Origin of the sequence: uncultured Veillonella sp. (assembly GCF_938010505.1) — a bacterium.
Lineage (GTDB): Bacteria > Bacillota > Negativicutes > Veillonellales > Veillonellaceae > Veillonella.
The window spans coordinates 1-15,911 of sequence record NZ_CALLVP010000007.1 but is presented as its reverse complement, the minus strand read 5'-3'; the positions used below and the strand labels follow the sequence as shown (position 1 = coordinate 15,911).

At 40.4% G+C, this 15,911-nt stretch carries 15 protein-coding genes; all 15 read left to right on the top strand.

What is annotated here, in order from left to right:
* A partial coding sequence (locus Q0507_RS00375) for a valine--tRNA ligase (RefSeq protein WP_298710736.1) occupies positions 1–2,076 on the top strand: 2,076 nt, incomplete at its 5' end.
* Positions 2,077–2,088: 12 nt separating this feature from the next.
* Positions 2,089–3,396, top strand: a complete 1,308-nt coding sequence (locus Q0507_RS00370) for a folylpolyglutamate synthase/dihydrofolate synthase family protein (protein ID WP_298710733.1) — start codon at positions 2,089–2,091, stop codon at positions 3,394–3,396.
* A gap of 9 nt (positions 3,397–3,405) precedes the next feature.
* Positions 3,406–4,644: an O-antigen ligase gene (locus Q0507_RS00365; RefSeq protein WP_298710730.1), complete on the top strand. Its 1,239-nt coding sequence runs from the start codon at positions 3,406–3,408 to the stop codon at positions 4,642–4,644.
* 521 nt (positions 4,645–5,165) lie between these two features.
* A complete protein-coding gene (locus Q0507_RS00360) occupies positions 5,166–6,671 on the top strand; it encodes an acetyl-CoA hydrolase/transferase family protein (protein WP_298710727.1) in 1,506 nt (501 codons plus the stop codon).
* Positions 6,672–6,699: 28 nt separating this feature from the next.
* On the top strand, positions 6,700–8,346 hold the full coding sequence (locus tag Q0507_RS00355) for a methylmalonyl-CoA mutase (RefSeq protein ID WP_298710725.1): 1,647 nt from the start codon (positions 6,700–6,702) through the stop codon (positions 8,344–8,346).
* A gap of 28 nt (positions 8,347–8,374) precedes the next feature.
* Positions 8,375–8,770: a cobalamin B12-binding domain-containing protein gene (locus Q0507_RS00350; protein ID WP_298710722.1), complete on the top strand. Its 396-nt coding sequence runs from the start codon at positions 8,375–8,377 to the stop codon at positions 8,768–8,770.
* A 79-nt stretch (positions 8,771–8,849) separates the two neighbouring features.
* Positions 8,850–9,788, top strand: coding sequence for a methylmalonyl Co-A mutase-associated GTPase MeaB (gene meaB / locus Q0507_RS00345; protein WP_298710719.1), 939 nt, complete (start codon positions 8,850–8,852; stop codon positions 9,786–9,788).
* 51 nt (positions 9,789–9,839) lie between these two features.
* On the top strand, positions 9,840–10,262 hold the full coding sequence (gene mce, locus Q0507_RS00340; RefSeq protein WP_009351265.1) for a methylmalonyl-CoA epimerase: 423 nt from the start codon (positions 9,840–9,842) through the stop codon (positions 10,260–10,262).
* 150 nt (positions 10,263–10,412) lie between these two features.
* A complete protein-coding gene (locus Q0507_RS00335) occupies positions 10,413–11,942 on the top strand; it encodes a carboxyl transferase domain-containing protein (protein WP_298710717.1) in 1,530 nt (509 codons plus the stop codon).
* 73 nt (positions 11,943–12,015) lie between these two features.
* Positions 12,016–12,360, top strand: a complete 345-nt coding sequence (locus Q0507_RS00330; RefSeq protein ID WP_298710714.1) for an OadG family protein — start codon at positions 12,016–12,018, stop codon at positions 12,358–12,360.
* A 22-nt stretch (positions 12,361–12,382) separates the two neighbouring features.
* Positions 12,383–12,550 carry a hypothetical protein gene (locus Q0507_RS00325; RefSeq protein WP_298710711.1) on the top strand — a complete coding sequence of 56 codons (168 nt, stop codon included), beginning with the start codon at positions 12,383–12,385 and terminating at the stop codon, positions 12,548–12,550.
* Between the two features lie 103 nt (positions 12,551–12,653).
* Complete coding sequence (locus Q0507_RS00320) at positions 12,654–13,037, top strand: biotin/lipoyl-containing protein (protein WP_298710709.1); 384 nt, start codon at positions 12,654–12,656, stop codon at positions 13,035–13,037.
* Between the two features lie 70 nt (positions 13,038–13,107).
* Positions 13,108–14,229: a sodium ion-translocating decarboxylase subunit beta gene (locus Q0507_RS00315; protein ID WP_298710706.1), complete on the top strand. Its 1,122-nt coding sequence runs from the start codon at positions 13,108–13,110 to the stop codon at positions 14,227–14,229.
* A gap of 191 nt (positions 14,230–14,420) precedes the next feature.
* Positions 14,421–14,678: a hypothetical protein gene (locus Q0507_RS00310; RefSeq protein WP_298710703.1), complete on the top strand. Its 258-nt coding sequence runs from the start codon at positions 14,421–14,423 to the stop codon at positions 14,676–14,678.
* Positions 14,679–14,716: 38 nt separating this feature from the next.
* The coding region (locus Q0507_RS00305; RefSeq protein ID WP_298710701.1) for an SLC13 family permease at positions 14,717–15,911 on the top strand (1,195 nt) is incomplete at its 3' end.

Genomic DNA, 15,911 nt, shown 5'->3' with positions numbered 1-15,911 from the left:
CATGAAGACGAACATGGCCATTTATGGCATATTAAATATCCTGTAAAAGGTGAAGATAATCGCTTCGTTATAGTTGCTACCACTCGTCCTGAAACTATGTTTGGTGACGTAGCAGTAGCTGTAAACCCTGAAGACGATCGTTATAAAGATCTCATTGGTAAAACGTTGGTATTGCCATTTGTTAATCGTGAGATTCCTGTGATTGCCGACGACTATGTAGATGCTAGTTTCGGTACAGGTTGCGTAAAAATTACTCCTGCTCATGACCCTAATGACTTTGAAATGGGCCAACGCCATGATTTAGAGTCCATCGTTGTTATGAACAATGATGCGACAATGAACGAAGGTGCTGGTAAATTCAATGGCTTGCCTCGTGAAGAAGCACGTAAGCAAGTAGTAGCTGAACTTCAAGAGTTAGGCTTACTTGAAAAAATCGATGATCATGACCATGCGGTAGGTCATTGCTCTCGTTGTAATACAATTATCGAACCAATGGTATCTAAACAATGGTTCGTAGATATGAAACCGTTGGCAGAGCCCGCTCTTAAAGTTGTCAAAGAAGATGAAGTAGAGTTTGTTCCTGAACGCTTTACTAAAACATATGTAAACTGGCTCGAAAACATCCGCGACTGGACTATTTCTCGTCAATTATGGTGGGGCCATCGCATTCCTGCATGGTACTGTGATGATTGCGGCGAAACTATTGTAAGTCGTGAAGATATTACTGAATGTCCTCATTGTCACGGTCATGTAACACAAGATCCAGACGTTCTCGATACATGGTTCAGTTCTGGTTTATGGCCATTTGCAACCATGGGCTGGCCTGAGCAAACTGCAGAACTCAAACAATGGTATCCAACAAGCGTTCTTGTGACTGGTTATGATATCATATTCTTCTGGGTTGCACGTATGATCTTCATGGCTCTTGAGTTTGAAGATGAAATTCCATTCAAACACGTATTTATCCACGGTCTTGTACGCGATAGTCAAGGTCGCAAGATGAGTAAATCATTAGGTAATGGTATTAATCCTCTTGAGGTGATTGACCAATTCGGTGCCGATGCATTGCGCTTTACTCTTGTAACAGGCAATACACCTGGTAATGATATGCGTTTCTACATGGAACGTGTTGAAGCCAATCGTAACTTTGCGAACAAGATTTGGAATGCATCTAAATTTGTATTGATGAATCTTACAAATTTTGATGAAAGCTTTGTTCCAACTGCAGATGATTTGACATTGGCTGACCAATGGATTATTCAAAAATACAATGAAACAGTACAAAGCGTTACATCTAACCTCGATAAATTCGAGTTAGGCGAAGCAGCTAGTTCCGTATATGACTTCATTTGGAATACGTACTGCGACTGGTACATTGAATTAGCGAAACCTCGTTTGTATAGTGAAAGTAACGAACGCGATCGTAGTACAGTTCAATACTTGCTCGTAACAATCTTGCGTCAAATGTTAGAATTGTTACATCCATTTATGCCGTTTGTAACAGAACATATTTGGCAACATTTGCCACATGAAGGGGACAGCATCGTAGTTGCTAAATGGCCAGAAGCATTGAACTTTGGCAATCTTGATAGTGCAGCTCGTCAAATGGAAGTTATGATGGACGCTATTAAAGGCATTCGTAACATGCGTGCTGAAATGAATGTACCATTAGGTAAAAAAGCAGAGGTAATCGTGGCTCCTACAGATGCAACACTAGCTCAGACTGTAGCGGACCATAGTGACTACTTTGTAACATTGGCTTGGGCTGAGAAAGTAACAATTCTAGGTGCAAACGATGCTAAACCAGAAAATGCGACTGTAACAGTTGTAAATGGTATGGAAGTATATCTCTTGCTTAAAGACTTGATCGACGGTGAAAAAGAGAAAGAGCGTATTGCGAAGGAAAAAGTACAAATGGAAAAAGAGATTTCCCGTTTGGAAGGTAAATTGTCTAACCAAGGTTTCTTAGCAAAAGCTCCTGAAGCTGTAGTCGCAAAAGAAAAAGAAAAGTTAGAAGAATATAAACAAAAACAACAAGCGTTATTGGAACGTGAAGCGTTCCTCGAAACCTTATAATAGGAGGTTTATATGACATATCAAGAGGTCTTAGCCTATTTAGAACAGGCATCCTCATTCGGTATTAAGCCTGGCCTTGAACGAATTACAGCTCTTATGGATGTATTGGGAAATCCACAAGAAGATTATAAAATTGTTCATGTGACAGGCACGAATGGTAAGGGCTCGGTTACCTCATATATTTCCTACGCACTGTTTACAAGTGGATTACGGGTGGGGCGATTTACATCGCCTCACCTTCAATCCTATACGGAGCGAATTCAAATTAATGATGGGAATATTACTGAGGAAGCCTTTGGCGAGTTAATTAGTCGCGTAAAGGTTGCCGTAGATACTATCATTAGCAACGGAGTAGAAGCGCCAACACAATTTGAAATGTTGACGGCAGCAGCTTTCTTGTTCTTTAAGGATCAAGGTGTAGATTATGCTGTGGTAGAAGTCGGATTAGGTGGCTTACTAGACTCTACGAACATCGTTACTCCTAAAGTATCTGTTATTACTAATGTAACAATAGATCATCAAGCATATTGTGGTGATACTGTCGAGGAAATTGCACGCCATAAAGCGGGTATTATCAAATCTAAGGTGCCTGTAGTAACAGCGGCACAAGGTACACCTCTTAGTATCATTGAGGACGTAGCTAAAGAAAAACATGCTAAACTTTATGCTTTCAATAAAGATTTCGGTATCGATAGTCGCAGCGCTGTAACTGGTGGTCAAATGATTACGGTTAGTACTAATGATGCAGCACCTGCCATGTTATTTACGACAATGGTGGGCATTCACCAATCTGTAAACCTAGCTTGTGCATTGATGGCGGTACGCCTGTTGATGAAAGAGGATACAAACATCAGCGAAGAAACGATGCGTGAAGGCTTTGCTCGTACTACTTGGGCAGGACGGTTTGAAGTTAAAAGAGGTTTAGATCGTACTTTTATCTTTGATGGTGCCCACAATGCGGCAGGGGCTGAATCCTTTTCCATGACGTATGGCGAGTTGTTTAAGGATACCCCAAAAACGATTGTAATGGCTATTCTTAAAGATAAGAACCAAGCGGCTATTATCCGTGAAGTGGTTAAAGTGGGTGACACAGTGCTCGTTGTGCCCGCACCAAGCGATAGAACGGAAGTACCTGAAACCTTGGTTGAACTGGTTCGCCGTACGGTACCAAAAGCGACAGCTCAAACTGCAGACTCTGTTGAGGATGCATTAGTATTGGCATATAAGCATACAAAGTCTGGTGATATCATCGCCGTATGCGGTTCTTTATATATTTTAGGGGATGCTCGTCAATGGTTTAACCATGAGATGAGTCATTAAGGTGAGACTATGGAACTCTCACTCATTCCCAATCAGAAGCGACTTAGCTTTTATATAGAACGATTAATTTATGGTGTTGCTGTTGCGATGCCTCTTCAACCAATGGTAGGAGATGTACTCCTCTGGTTAGCCATAGGTCTAGCATTATATGATTTAATTTCTAGTAAATCATTGAGTCTGCCGACAGGTTATCTATCCTGGACTGTTATGTTTTTTGTTATATGGACAGGCATATCGTCGTTAATGTCTCCAAACTGGGACTGGTCTATTCAGAGTTGGTTCTACCAAATTGTAGCTGGTGGGGGTATGTACTATTTAGTTCGTACCTATATTAAAACACCTAAACAGTGGAATTATTTTCTCCGTGCCTTTTTAGGCACAGCCGTTCTTGTATGCATAATTGGGGCCTATCAGTATATATTTGTTCCCAATATACATATAAAAGAATGGGTAGATGCAGCTCAGTTTCCAAAATTGATGCGTAGAATGGCGTCTACATTGCAAAATCCTAATTTATTAGGAGCCTATTTATTGATGGTACTCAGTGTATGTATCAGCTATATTCTTGTATATATGAAAGAAAATCGCACTCGTGAAGTTCTTACAATGCTGATCATTGGTGTCGTATTATTTTTAACGATGCTCTTAACTTATTCTCGTGGCATTTGGATTAGCTTTGCGGCTATGATTCTGTATTGGGCTATTTTCGTAGAGCGACGACTATTTTTATCCTTGTTAGTAATCCCTATAATTCTGTACTTCTACGAAGGGGAGATTGCTTCACGCCTTTGGTCTATATTTCAAGGTCACGATACGTCATCAGATCTTCGTTGGGCTCTATGGGATAGTACGATGTATATCGTACGAGAAAATCCAATCTTTGGTATAGGGTGGAATACATTCTATTTAGTCTATCCAGATTATAACTATTACATTCAAGGGCCTAATGTATTGATGTATCATGCCCATAATTTATATTTAAATATATTGGCTGAAACAGGAATTCCTGGCTTGCTATCATTCCTAGCAGTTATCGTAGGTCATGTTGTTACATCTGTTCGCTTGAAAGGGGATACGTTCCGACAAGCTGCACAGATAGGTATAGGTGCTTTAGCCGTCGGTGTTCTCTTTAGTGGATTATCTGATTTTGAGCTCTATAGTCATCAAGTTACCATCGTTTTTTGGCAACTTCTTGGTTGGGTTGGGGCCTTTGTGAAAGTACAACTTTCAACGAATAACCATACTTAAAAGGTATATCTTGTATAATTAGTAAGTTTTATGGTAGCGATATAATTTCATAATATGGTATAATTTATACATACCTTGGTAGGGTAAGTTTAAGTATTATTAACCGGTTTTCTAATGTTAGAGATAATTGAACATTATTGCTTGCATTTGAGAGCCGGTTTTTTGCATATCATTGTATCTTTATAGGGAGGTGTGCGGGGCATTTCTTGTGTATAGAATATTGTTTTATATTGAGAGGGTTCTATATATTGTATAGAGATAGTTCGATGTAGATGGAAAACATCAATATATACTACTAAATCGATAATTCCTGTGAGTTATAACGGTGTGAATAAAACTTATGTGAAAATGTAAAAACTCATGCGTTTTAGTCATAATACACTAGTGAAGTGTGATAAAAAATACATTTTAGTCATATAAGTTGACAATACATTGGTTCTGAACTACGATGAAGTCGGTTTAAGGAACGACCAAGAGATTAAACTGTCGTTTATACAATGTTACTCTTAAAGGAGATGGTAATGGTGATGGACATCAAAGACCGCGTTAAAAGCGCGGACCTCCAAGGTAAAATTGTCACTGCTTCTGAAGCAGCTCTTTTGATTAACCCTAACGATAAAGTTGGTATTTCCGGCTTTACTCCATCAGGTTATGTAAAAGCTGTGCCATTGGCATTGGCAGAAAGAATGGAAAAAGAACCATTCAAAATCGATTTGTGGACAGGTGCTTCCGTAGGTGATGAAGCTGACGGTGCGTTGACTCGCGTTAACGGTATTAATCGTCGTTTCCCATATCAAACTAATGGGGACACTCGTAAAGCTTTAAATAGCGGTAAAATCAATTATATTGATATGCATTTAAGCACAATGGCACAAAACGTTCGCTATGGCTTCTTTGGCGATTTAGATGTAGCAATTATCGAAGCTGCACAAATCAACGAAGATGGCTCCATTGTTCCTACAACATCTGTTGGTAACTCCCCAACATTTGTGAGCCAAGCGAAAAAAGTTATCGTAGAAGTAAACGTATCTCAACCACTTTCTTTGGTAGGTATGCATGATATCTACGAACCACTCGATCCACCATATCGTAAACCAATTCCATTGGAAACTGCTGGTGATCGTATTGGTACTGAAGCAATTCCTTGCGACCCTGCAAAAATTGTGGCTATCGTTCCTTGCGACATTCCTGATACAACTAGACCTCTAGCTCCTATCGATGATGACGCTAAAAAAATGAGCCAACATTTGATTGAATTCTTCCAAAATGAAATCAAAGGTGGTCGCTTGCCAGAAAACTTACTTCCATTGCAATCTGGTGTAGGTTCCGTAGCAAACGCTGTAATCAGTGGTCTTGCTAAAGGTCCTTTCACTAACTTGTCTATCTTCACTGAAGTTATTCAAGATGGTATGTTTGACCTTATCGATGCAGGTAAAGTAACTGTATGTTCCGGTACTGCATTGAGTCCTTCTCCAGAAGGGTTGAAACGTTTCTATGACAATATCGATGAATATCGTAAAAAAATTATTCTTCGACCTCAAGAAATTTCTAACAACCCTGGTATCGCAAGACGCCTTGGCGTTATTGCCATGAATACTGCAATTGAATTTGATATTTTTGGCAATGTAAACTCTACTCATATCATGGGTACGAAAATGATGAACGGTGTTGGTGGCTCCGGCGACTTCGCTCGTAGCGCATACCTCACAATCTTCTGTACTAACTCCGTTGCTAAAGACGGTGACATCAGTTCCATCGTTCCTTATGTATCTCACGTAGATCATACAGAACATGACACTATGATTTTCTGTACAGAACAAGGTGTGGCTGACTGCCGTGGTTTGAGCCCAGTGGAAAGAGCTCGTTTGATTATTGAAAAATGTGCTCACCCAGACTACAAACCAATGTTAACTGAATACCTAGAAAAAGCATTAGCAGCAACAAAAAATGCCCATACACCAATGTTGCTTGACGAAGCTCTTTCTTGGCATAAACGCTTCACAGAAACTGGAAGCATGAAAAAATAACCTGTTTTTTTAGGAGGATGATGAAAACATGGCTTACGAAAACTTAAAAGCCCAAATTGCTGAGTATAACAAACTTTGTGACGAAAGAAGTGCAAAAACTCCAGAACGTCAAAACTTGAAGTACAACCGTGTATATACACCAGTTGATATCGAAGGTTTCGACTATGAACGCGATTTGGGGATGCCTGGCGAATTCCCTTATACTCGTGGTGTACAACCTACTATGTACCGTGGCCGTTTCTGGACAATGCGTATGTATGCAGGTTTTGCAACTGCTGAAGAATCCAACAAACGTTACCGTTACCTAATCGAGTCTGGTGCAACTGGTCTTTCCTGTGCATTCGACTTACCTACACAAATCGGTTATGACTCTGATGACGTTATGGCTGAAGGTGAAGTTGGTAAAGTAGGTGTTGCGATTGACTCCTTGAAAGATATGGAAATCTTGTTCGACGGCATCGACCTTGGCAAAGTATCCACATCCATGACAATCAACGCTCCAGCGTCTGTTTTGTTGGCAATGTATATCGCAGTAGCTGAAAAACAAGGTGTACCTTCTACTGAATTGATGGGTACAATTCAAAATGATATTTTGAAAGAGTATGCAGCTCGCGGTACTTACATTTTCCCTCCAAAACCTTCCATGCGTTTGATCACTAATATCTTCGAATATTGTTCTCAATACGTTCCTAAATGGAATACAATTTCTATCTCTGGTTACCATATCCGTGAAGCAGGTTCCACAGCAGCGCAAGAAATCGCATTTACAATTGCAGATGGTATCGCGTACGTAGAAGCAGCTTTGAAAGCTGGTCTTGACGTTGACTCCTTCGCTGGTCGTCTTTCCTTCTTCTGGAATGCTCATAACAACGTACTTGAAGAAGTTGCTAAATTCCGCGCATCCCGTCGCTTATGGGCAACTATCATGAAAGAACGTTTTGGTGCTAAAAAACCAAAATCCATGATGCTTCGTGTACATACTCAAACAGCTGGTTCTATGTTGACTGCACAACAAGTTGATAACAACATCGTTCGTGTTGCTCTTCAAACTGCAGCTGCTGTAATGGGCGGTACTCAATCCTTACATACAAACTCTCGTGACGAAGCTTTGGCTCTTCCTACAGAAGCATCTGTACAAGTAGCTCTTCGTACTCAACAAATCGTGGCTTACGAATCTGGTTTGGCTGACGTAGTTGACCCATTGGGCGGTTCCTACTATGTAGAAGCTATGACTAACGCTATCTATGACGAAGCTATGACATACATCAAGAAAATTGATGAAATGGGCGGCGCTGTAGTAGCAATCGAAAAAGGCTACATCCAAAAAGAAATTCAAGAATCCGCTTACAAATGGCAAATGGAAGTTGAATCTGGCTTGCGTACAATCGTTGGCGTAAACAAATTCCAAGTTGAAGAAGAAGCTCCAAAAGACTTGCTTCGTGTAGATGCTTCCGTAGGTGTAAACCAATCCAAGAAAACTCAAGCAGTTCGCGCTAACCGCGATCAAGCAGCAGTTGATGCAGCATTGGCAGCTCTTAAAAAAGGCGCAGCTGATGAAAACGTTAACTTGATGCCATTAATTCTTGAAGCAGTTAAAACATATGCTACTTTGGGTGAAATTTGTAATGTATTGCGCGAAGTATTCGGTGAATACGAAGCTCATTCCACATTATAATATCGGCTAATTTCGGAGGTAATAAATCATGGCAGAAAAACGTATTAGAGTAATCGTAGCAAAACCAGGTCTTGATGGTCATGACCGTGGTGCAAAAGTAGTAGCACGCGCTCTTCGCGATGCTGGTTTCGAAGTAATCTACACAGGTCTTCGTCAAACTCCAGAACAAATCGTTGAAGCAGCTCTTTCTGAAGACGTTAATGTAGTAGCATTATCCCTTCTTTCCGGTGCTCACAACACATTGTTCCCTAAAATTGTTGAACTTTTGAAAGAAAAAGGCATGGGTGATGTACTTGTAATCGGCGGCGGCGTTATTCCTGACGCTGATATCCCTGGCTTGAAAGATGCTGGCGTAGCTGCTGTATTCACACCTGGTACACCAACTGGTGATATCGTTAACTTCATCAACGAAAACGTAAAATAATAAATTAATGGGTGAGAGGGACTCAGCTAGAATAGATGAATCCCTCTATTCCCATATTCGAAGATAGGTGGTGAAGCGAATGGATTTAGTTAAAGGCCTTTTTGAAGGTTCAAGACTAGCCTTAGCACGGTCTATCACAGCTGTAGAAAACGAGTATGATAATGCCATCGATATTATGAAGGCTATTTACCCTAAAACAGGGAATGCACGTATTCTCGGTATTACTGGGGCCCCTGGTGCTGGTAAAAGTACTTTGACAGATAAAGTTGTTAAACATTATCTAGATCAAGGTAAAAAAATCGGTATCGTTGCCATCGACCCAACTAGCCCATTCTCTGGTGGTGCTATCTTGGGGGACCGTATTCGAATGAATGACTTAACATTAAACGAAAATGTATTCATTCGAAGCATGGGCACGCGTGGTAGTCTTGGTGGTTTATCCAAAAAGACTGCAGACGTTGTAAAACTTATGGATGCCTTTGGTATGGATTTAGTAATCATTGAAACAGTAGGTGTAGGTCAATCTGAAGTAGATATCGTAAAAAATGCGGACACTACATTAGTTGTACTTGTTCCTGGTCTCGGTGATGATATCCAAGCTATCAAAGCGGGTATTCTTGAAATCGGCGATGTATTTGCTATCAATAAAGCTGACCGAGATGGTTGCGATCGTTTGAATGTAGAAATTGAAATGATGCTAGACCTAGACTCTCGCGAGGTAAAATGGCGCCCACCAATTAAGCGCACAATTGCTAGCAAGGACCAAGGTGTAGATGAACTCATCGAAGCCTTAGATGAACATTTTGAGTATCTTGAAGATTCTGGTGAATTGGAATCTCGTCGGGCAGAACGTACTCGTGATGAAATCATCGCAATGATTAATGAACAAATTGGTCGTTATGTAGCTGAAAAAATCATTACAAGCGACGAATTTAATAGCCAAGTGACAGCTGTTAATGAGCGCGAAAGCGATCCATATACAGTTGTTAGTGGCGTAATGACAAGCGTGCTAAAGTAGACGGCGACTACATAGCATTAGAGATTTAGCCTTGAAAAGGAGATAATCGAAATGGCTTTTAAAGTATTACAAGTGGATCACATTGGTATTGGTGTTAATGATTTAGCAGCAACTAAAGAATTCTACAAAAATGCATTGGGTATAGAACATCTTCCTGAAGATGAAATCGTAGAAGAACAAAAAGTAAAAGTATCCTTCTTCCCATGTGGCGATGCTGAACTTGAATTCTTAGAAACTACAACTCCAGACGGCCCTATCGGTAAATTCATCGAAAAAAATGGCGGTCGTGATGGTATCCAACACGTTGCATTGCGCGTTGATAATATTGAAAATGCTATTGCTGATTTAATGGCTAAAGGCGTTCGTATGATTGACGAAAAACCTCGTTATGGTGCAGGCGGCTCTGCAATTGCTTTCTTACATCCAAAAGCAACTGGCGGCGTATTGCTTGAATTATGTCAACGTATGAAATAATACGGTATCCAATTCACATCATTATGTATGAGTTATAGCTATATATATACATATAATCCTAGGTTATATGTTAAATATGTATCATGCTTGAACTTTAATTATTAATGAAATAAAATGATACTGTAACAAGTTTTATTTGGAGGTGCTATAATGGCAACAGTGCAGGAAAAAATCGAGTTATTGCACGAGAAACTAGCTAAAGTTAAAGCAGCTGGTGGTGAAAAACGCGTTGAGAAACAACATGCTCAAGGCAAGATGACTGCTCGCGAACGTTTGGCTAAATTGTTCGATGATAACTCTTTCGTTGAACTTGATCAATTCGTTAAACATCGTTGTGTTAACTTCGGTCAAGAAAAGAAAGAATTACCAGGCGAAGGTGTAGTAACAGGTTATGGTACTATTGACGGTCGTTTAGTATACGCATTCGCACAAGACTTCACTGTAGAAGGTGGTTCTCTTGGTGAAATGCATGCCGCTAAAATCGTTAAAGTACAACGTTTGGCAATGAAAATGGGTGCTCCTATTGTTGGTATCAACGACTCCGGTGGTGCTCGTATTCAAGAAGCAGTAGATGCGCTTGCAGGTTACGGTAAAATTTTCTTCGAAAATACAAATGCATCTGGCGTTATTCCACAAATTTCCGTAATCATGGGTCCATGCGCAGGTGGTGCTGTATATTCTCCAGCATTAACTGACTTCATCTACATGGTTAAACATACATCTCAAATGTTCATCACTGGTCCTGCAGTTATCAAATCTGTAACTGGTGAAGAAGTAACAGCTGAAGATCTTGGTGGTGCAATGGCTCACAACTCTGTGTCTGGTGTTGCTCACTTCGCAGCTGAAAATGAAGATGATTGTATAGCTCAAATTCGTTACTTATTAGGCTTCTTGCCATCCAACAATATGGAAGATGCTCCATTAGTAGATACTGGTGACGATCCAACTCGTGAAGACGAAGGTTTGAATAGCTTGTTGCCAGATAACAGTAACATGCCTTACGACATGAAGGATGTTATCGCAGCTACTGTAGATAATGGCGAATACTATGAAGTACAACCATTCTATGCTACAAATATCATCACTTGCTTCGCTCGTTTTGATGGTCAATCCGTTGGTATCATTGCTAACCAACCAAAAGTAATGGCTGGTTGCTTAGACATCAATGCATCTGACAAATCTTCCCGTTTCATCCGTTTCTGTGATGCTTTCAATATTCCAATCGTTAACTTCGTTGACGTTCCTGGTTTCTTGCCTGGCACAAATCAAGAATGGGGCGGTATCATTCGTCATGGTGCTAAAATGTTGTATGCTTACTCTGAAGCAACAGTACCAAAAATTACTGTTATCACTCGTAAAGCATATGGCGGTTCCTACCTCGCTATGTGTTCCCAAGATTTGGGCGCTGACCAAGTATACGCTTGGCCTACATCCGAAATCGCTGTAATGGGTCCTGCTGGTGCGGCTAACATCATCTTCAAGAAAGACGAAGATAAAGATGCTAAAACAGCTAAATACGTGGAAGAGTTCGCAACTCCATACAAAGCTGCAGAACGTGGTTTCGTAGATGTAGTTATCGAACCAAAACAAACTCGTCCAGCAGTTATCAACGCTTTGGCAATGCTTGCAAGCAAACGTGAAAACCGTGCTCCAAAGAAACATGGTAATATTCCATTATAATTCGATTCGGTAAACATATCATCGAATTTGGGAGATACCTTTCTTTACTAATTTTTTAGAAAGGGGAATGATTATGGAAGGACAAGCAGTTACTACCAATCCTTGGCTAATTATGGCGATTAATATGACAGTTGTATTTGCTGTGTTGATTGCTTTAGGTGTTCTTATGAAAATCGTTTATTTAATCGATCCAACTAAGAAGAAGAAAGAAGCGCCTAAAACTGACACAACTGTTGCAGCTCCAGCGGCTCCTGTGGCTGCACCAAGTGCATCTGCTCAAAATGAGGATGAAGTAGTAGCAGCTATCGTAGGTGCCATTGTGGCGATGGGGTACTCATCTGAACAAATTGCATCTATCCGACCTACAGCAACAAGTGCTAAATGGCGTTTGGAAGGTCGTTTAAGCGGTAGAGGTTAAAAAATTTTTAGGAGGCATTTTAATGAGCAATGCTACAGCAACTAGCGGTAAGGCTCCATCTCAAGATGTAGTAGCGGTAATCGTTGGTGCATTAGCGGCAATGGGTTATTCCGCAGATCAAATCGCGCATATCCGTCCAATCGTAAGCTACAATTGGAAAATGGAAGGCCGTTTGCGTGGTAATCGATAAGATTATTGCCTAACTAGGTAATCGATAGGATTATCAGATTAAATATGTGTAAAAGAAATTTATAAATTATAGTGTAGTCATACACATTTTGGAGGAATTTAAGATGAAAAAATTCAACGTTACAGTAAATGGTACAGCATATGATGTAGAAGTTAATGAAGTAAAAGCGGCGGCTTCTGCAGCGGCTCCTAAAGCAGCTCCAGCAGCAGCTCCAGCTCCTAAAGCAGCTCCTGCACCAGCTCCAGCTGCAGCAGCAGCTCCAGTTCCAGCAGGTGCTGAAACTGTAAAAGCTCCAATGCCTGGTAAAATCCTATCTGTAGCAGTATCCGCTGGTCAAGCAGTTAAAAAAGGTGAAACTTTGTTGATTCTTGAAGCTATGAAAATGCAAAATGAAATTGCAGCTCCTCATGATGCTGTAGTTTCCGAAGTTCGCGTAGCTGCTAACCAAACTGTATCCACTGGCGACGACATGGTTGTTCTTGGCTAATACCATGTAGTGTATGACGCGGTGGCATCGCGTCATACAACAATTTTATATTTGTGAAAGGGGAACGCATATGGAGGCTTTTGCTGTTGCGATACAATCCGTTATTAACGATAGCGGGTTCCTCGCATTTGAACTAGGTAATGCTATTATGATTCTTGTAGGTTTGATCCTATTATACTTAGCATTTGCCAAAGAGTTTGAACCATTATTGTTGGGTCCGATTGCGTTTGGTTGCTTACTTGCTAATATTCCTCGTAACGGTTTTGAAGAAGGCGTTATGGCTCTTATAAGTGCAGGTATTTCCCAAGAAATCTTCCCACCATTAATTTTCCTTGGTGTAGGTGCAATGACTGACTTTGGTCCACTCATTGCAAACCCTAAAACTTTGCTTTTAGGTGCTGCTGCTCAGATCGGCGTATTTGCTGCTCTTGGTGGTGCAATGATGCTTGGCTTTACGGCTCAAGAAGCAGCTGCTATCGGTATTATCGGTGGTGCTGACGGTCCTACATCTATCTACTTAGCTACTAAGTTAGCTCCTCATTTGCTAGGTGCTATCGCGGTTGCCGCATATTCCTATATGTCCTTGGTACCGTTGATTCAACCACCTGTAATGAAATTATTTACTACTCAAAAAGAGCGTGAAATCGTAATGGAACAATTGCGTGAAGTTACACGTTTTGAAAAAATCGTATTCCCAATCGTTGCAACGATCTTCATTTCCTTATTGCTTCCTTCCATTACATCCCTTTTAGGTATGTTGATGTTAGGTAACTTGTTCCGTGAATCTGGCGTAACTGATCGCTTGTCCGATACATCTCAAAATGCGTTAATCAATACTGTTACTATCTTCTTAGCAACTGGTACTGGTTTGACAATGAGTGCGGAACATTTCTTAAGCTTAGAAACTATCAAAATTATTCTTTTAGGCTTGTTCGCATTTATTTGTGGTACAGCTGGTGGCGTATTATTTGGTAAATTGATGAGCTTATTTGACGGTGGTAAAACAAATCCACTTATTGGTTCTGCTGGTGTATCCGCAGTTCCAATGGCAGCTCGTGTATCTCAAGTTGTAGGTGCGAAAGCTAATCCAGCTAACTTCTTGCTCATGCATGCTATGGGCCCTAACGTAGCTGGCGTTATCGGTACAGCAGTAGCTGCAGGTACAATGCTTGCTATGTTGGCTAACCGTTAATAATTAAATAATTATTCACCAAGGTGTACCTAAATAGGTACACCTTGGTGAATAAAAAAGCCCTTGGTAATTATGTAATCATGCATAAAAGGGAATATTTGCAATAAATGCTTTTTAGATCGGTCATTAGGTGATTAGCAAGAATTCACTAAATAACTTTTTAGTGCTTTAAATATAGTAGAGGTGGTCACTTGTTATCAATTGAATTAAAAATACTGATTTGTTTTATTTGGGCATTTATTGTATTTTTTATTACTGCACTGATTATCGGTGTTGAAGGGAAAGCTAAATGGTTTCAACGTAGAACTAAATATTCTTGGTTTAATCGCCGAGGTTTTTTAGGGGAAGCGTTATTCTTTGGCTATCCTAAAACTAAAGAGGGGTATGGGATAACCTTTTTAATGGCTGCGGCTATTACTATAGTAGGCTATGTCTTATATCTTATCTAATACAATCAGTGCATTTCTCTGAAGGGAGATGATGATGTATGGGTACTGCAGAACAAACCTTAATCGTCCTTGCAGTCATGGCTGTTTTATTCGTTACGGAAATTATTCCGTTGGCTATCACTTCTTTAGGCGGTGCAATTACTCTAGGCCTTATGGGTATTATTACTCCTAAGGTTGTATTCTCTGGTTTATCTGATAGTACAGTTGTGTTGTTTGCTGGCATGTTCGTTGTTGGTGCTGCATTGTTCTATACCGGTTTAGCTCAAAAAATTGGGGAAACCGTAGTAAAACGTGCAGGTACTAGCGAAAATGGCTTAATGCTTGCAATTATGGTTGTTACAGCTACCATGTCCGCATTCTTGTCTAACACTGGTACAACAGCTGCATTACTTCCAGTAGTTGTTGGTATCTGTGCTGTTGCGAAGATTCCTGCATCTCGCCAATTGATGCCATTAGCATTTGCTGCTGGTATCGGTGGTATTATTACAATGGTTGGTACACCTCCAAATATTATCGTAAGTGGTACATTAACTAAATTTGGTCTTGCACCTTTTGGTTTCTTTGAATTTGCTTGGATCGGTATTCCTTTGACTATTGCTACTATCATTTTCATGATGCTCATTGGTAAACACTTATTACCTAAACATGAAATCACTGATGCTGGTGAAGTTGAACAAGAAGTAGCTGCTGAAGATATTTCTAACGATCCTAAGAAACAATTGTTCTCTGGTCTTATTCTTTTAGGCGTTATCATCGCTATGATTTTAGGTGACTTCCTAAAAGGTTTTGGTATTAACTTACCATTGAGCATGGTTGCAGTTATCGGTGCAATGCTTTGCGTATTAACTGGTTGCTTGAACGAAAAACAAGCTTACACATCCATTGACTGGGTAACAATCTTCTTGTTTGCTGGTATGATGCCAGTGGCAACTGCACTTGACCAATCTGGTGCAGGTAAAATGATTGCCGATGCAGTAATTGGCGTTATGGGGTCCGATCCTAGCCCTTACTTTGCAACAGGCGTATTGTTTGTTTTGTCTTGTGTTATGACTCAATTTATGTCTAACACTGCATCTTGTGCATTATTGGCTCCTATCGGTATCTCCATTGCCCAAGGTATGGGTGCTGATCCCCATGCTGTATTGATGGCTATCGGCGTTGCTGCATCTTGTGCATTTGGTACACCTGTAGGTACACCTCCAAATACATTAGTACTTGGTCCTGGTCAATACA

What these genes read in the sequence shown, in the direction of transcription:
- Q0507_RS00370 (WP_298710733.1), top strand. Translation starts at nt 2,089, where the DNA reads ATGACATATCAAGAGGTCTTAGCCTATTTAGAACAGGCATCCTCATTC.
- Q0507_RS00365 (WP_298710730.1), top strand. Translation starts at nt 3,406, where the DNA reads ATGGAACTCTCACTCATTCCCAATCAGAAGCGACTTAGCTTTTATATA.
- Q0507_RS00360 (WP_298710727.1), top strand. Translation starts at nt 5,166, where the DNA reads ATGGTGATGGACATCAAAGACCGCGTTAAAAGCGCGGACCTCCAAGGT.
- Q0507_RS00355 (WP_298710725.1), top strand. Translation starts at nt 6,700, where the DNA reads ATGGCTTACGAAAACTTAAAAGCCCAAATTGCTGAGTATAACAAACTT.
- Q0507_RS00350 (WP_298710722.1), top strand. Translation starts at nt 8,375, where the DNA reads ATGGCAGAAAAACGTATTAGAGTAATCGTAGCAAAACCAGGTCTTGAT.
- meaB (WP_298710719.1), top strand. Translation starts at nt 8,850, where the DNA reads ATGGATTTAGTTAAAGGCCTTTTTGAAGGTTCAAGACTAGCCTTAGCA.
- mce (WP_009351265.1), top strand. Translation starts at nt 9,840, where the DNA reads ATGGCTTTTAAAGTATTACAAGTGGATCACATTGGTATTGGTGTTAAT.
- Q0507_RS00335 (WP_298710717.1), top strand. Translation starts at nt 10,413, where the DNA reads ATGGCAACAGTGCAGGAAAAAATCGAGTTATTGCACGAGAAACTAGCT.
- Q0507_RS00330 (WP_298710714.1), top strand. Translation starts at nt 12,016, where the DNA reads ATGGAAGGACAAGCAGTTACTACCAATCCTTGGCTAATTATGGCGATT.
- Q0507_RS00325 (WP_298710711.1), top strand. Translation starts at nt 12,383, where the DNA reads ATGAGCAATGCTACAGCAACTAGCGGTAAGGCTCCATCTCAAGATGTA.
- Q0507_RS00320 (WP_298710709.1), top strand. Translation starts at nt 12,654, where the DNA reads ATGAAAAAATTCAACGTTACAGTAAATGGTACAGCATATGATGTAGAA.
- Q0507_RS00315 (WP_298710706.1), top strand. Translation starts at nt 13,108, where the DNA reads ATGGAGGCTTTTGCTGTTGCGATACAATCCGTTATTAACGATAGCGGG.